Annotated in this window: 3 protein-coding genes and 1 pseudogene; 2 read left to right on the top strand and 2 right to left on the bottom strand. The window is 76.6% G+C overall.

The window, feature by feature from the left end:
• Positions 1-240, top strand: a 240-nt coding sequence (locus tag F2B26_RS15900; RefSeq protein WP_210766854.1) for a DUF5666 domain-containing protein, incomplete at its 5' end; no start/stop codon positions are given.
• Positions 241-262: 22 nt separating this feature from the next.
• Here the strand turns inward: F2B26_RS15900 and F2B26_RS15895 are convergent.
• The gene (locus tag F2B26_RS15895) at positions 263-712 is read right to left on the bottom strand and encodes a hypothetical protein (protein WP_159811008.1); all 450 of its coding nucleotides are present in this window, start codon (positions 710-712) and stop codon (positions 263-265) included.
• A gap of 80 nt (positions 713-792) precedes the next feature.
• Positions 793-1731 carry a prephenate dehydratase gene (gene pheA, locus F2B26_RS15890; protein WP_159811006.1) on the bottom strand — a complete coding sequence of 313 codons (939 nt, stop codon included), beginning with the start codon at positions 1729-1731 and terminating at the stop codon, positions 793-795.
• A 129-nt stretch (positions 1732-1860) separates the two neighbouring features.
• Here pheA and F2B26_RS15885 point away from each other — a divergent pair.
• Positions 1861-2169: pseudogene (locus tag F2B26_RS15885) on the top strand (hypothetical protein); the annotation flags it as partial.

The following is a 2169-nucleotide window of genomic DNA, read 5'->3' as shown; positions in this document are numbered from 1 at the left end:
GGCTTCGCGGGCGGCGGGACCCCCGCGGTGAGCGGTGCGGTGACGGCCGTCGGCGACGGCACGCTCACCGTGACGCCCGACGGCGGCAGCCCGGTGACCGTGCGCCTCTCGACCGCGACCACCGTCTCCGAGCGCGGCTCGACGTCGTTGCAGGTCGGCGCCCAGGTCCAGGTGATGGGCACGACCGCGGGCGACGGCTCGGTCGACGCGACCGCCGTCCTCACCCGCCGGGGGGCGTGAGGCGGGCCGGGGAGCCGAGGCGTCAGCCGGCCTGCGCCCCGAGCCCCAGGTCGCCGACCGAACGACGGTCGACCTGTGCCCGTGACCAGACCGCCGGCGCGATGCCCCGTCCGATCGCGTGACGGAGCGGCTCCGTCTGCGGCACCCGAGGCACGACGATCCGCACACCCGAACGGTCCCGCAGGACGACGTCCGCCGCGCCGACCTTCGGGCTGAGGACATGGTCGACCAGGACGAGCTGGTCAAGGTCGAGCACCGTCTCGCGGAACAGGGACGTGCGGCGGAGCACCGAACCGTCCACCCAGGTGATCCGAGTCGGGCTCAGGTACCAGACGACGACGGCGTAGACCGCGAGCGCAGCACCCAGCACCCACCAGCGGGCGGCACCCTCCACCGAGGTGGCGACGAGGAGCCCCGTGAGCGCCCCGACGGCCAGGTGGGCCCACCAGCCGCCGTTGGCGGTCTCGACCATCCGAGGTCGGTCCTGAGCGTCGAGCCGGCGCTCGAGCGCCCGGAGCCCGCGCGCACCGAGGCCGCGACGAGCCGTTCGGCTCACCCCACCTCGCCGCGGCGCAGGGCGTCGAGCCAGGCGCGGGCGTCGGCGTAGTCGGCGTCGGCGGTGCCGGCGCGCAGCACGGGCTCGACCTCGTCGGCGCGCGGGTACGAGCCGAGGAAGCGCACGAACGGGCAGTGCCGACGCAGCCCCATGAGCGCCTCGCCGACCCGGGCGTCCGCCACGTGGCCCTCGGCGTCGATCGAGAAGGAGTACCGACCCAGGGCGTCGCCGATCGGCCGGGACTCGATGCGCGAGAGGTTGATGCCGCGGGTCGCGAACTGCTCCAGCATCGACAGCAGCGCACCGGCCTCGTCGTCCGGCAGGTGCACGACGAGCGTCGTCTTGTCCGCCCCCGTCGGCGCGGGGACGTCGCCCGGGTGACCCACGAGGACGAACCGGGTGACGGCGTCGGGGTTGTCCGCCACCCCGTGCGCGAGCACCTGCAGCCCGTAGGCGTCGACGGCCGACGGCGGCACGAGCGCGGCGTCGAACGAGACCGGCTCGCCGGCACCCAGCAGCGCCGCCGAGGAGGTGTTCGACGCGGCCGGCACGTGCACCGCCCCGGGCAGCTGGGCGGTGAGCCACACCCGCGACTGCGCCCAGGCGTGCGGGTGGGCGCTCACCCGACGCACATCGGCGAGCTGCACCCCGGCCGCGGCGACGACGTCGAACTGGACCGGCACGAGCATCTCGCGCAGCAGCACGAGGGGCGAGCCGCTGGCCAGGGCGTCGAGGGTGGCGGTGACCCCGCCCTCCCCGGTGCTCTCGATGGCGACCACCGCGAAGTCGGCGTCCCCGGCGCGCACCGCGGCGAGCGCCGACGTGACGTCCGGCTGCGGCAGGTAGACGGCCTCCTCCCGGGAGGCGACCTGGCCGAGCGCCTGCTCGGTGAAGGTGCCCGCCGGTCCCAGGTAGGCGTAGCGCGGCAGCGACATGACCCTCCCCCGGGTGCGGCGGCCACGCCGGCTGCGGGCCAGGGCGAGCCTAGCGGCCGGGGTGCGGGCGGTCGCGGCCCGTCCCAGGCCCACCGCGGTGCTCCTGGGGTGCCCCTCTACCCTGGACGGGTGCCCCCCTCCTGGTCCCGTCGCGGTCTGCTCACCGCCGTCGGGCTGCTGGTGCTGCTGGGTGCCGGGGCCGGACCGGCGGCGGCGTCCGGGGGTTCGGCTGCCGGGAGCACGTCGGCCGAGACCGCCCCGGGGCCCGTCGTGCTCATCGGCACCGCGGGGGTGCGCTGGTCGGACGTGGGCGCTGCGACCCCCGCCCTCGCCGGGTTGGCCCCGCAGTTCGCGGTCGCGAACTCGGCCGTCCGCACGGTGCGCCCGGTTACCTGCCCCGCCGACGGCTGGCTGAGCGTGTCGGCCGGCACCCGCGCG

The organism is Cellulomonas citrea, assembly GCF_009829685.1.
Taxonomy (GTDB): domain Bacteria; phylum Actinomycetota; class Actinomycetes; order Actinomycetales; family Cellulomonadaceae; genus Cellulomonas; species Cellulomonas citrea.
The sequence above is the reverse complement of the archived record's forward strand: the minus strand, read 5'-3'. Positions and strand labels throughout refer to the sequence as shown.

Bases quoted from the DNA above. Each gene is read 5' to 3' on its own strand.
- F2B26_RS15895 (WP_159811008.1), bottom strand. From the start codon at position 712: ATGGTCGAGACCGCCAACGGCGGCTGGTGGGCCCACCTGGCCGTCGGG.
- pheA (WP_159811006.1), bottom strand. From the start codon at position 1,731: ATGTCGCTGCCGCGCTACGCCTACCTGGGACCGGCGGGCACCTTCACC.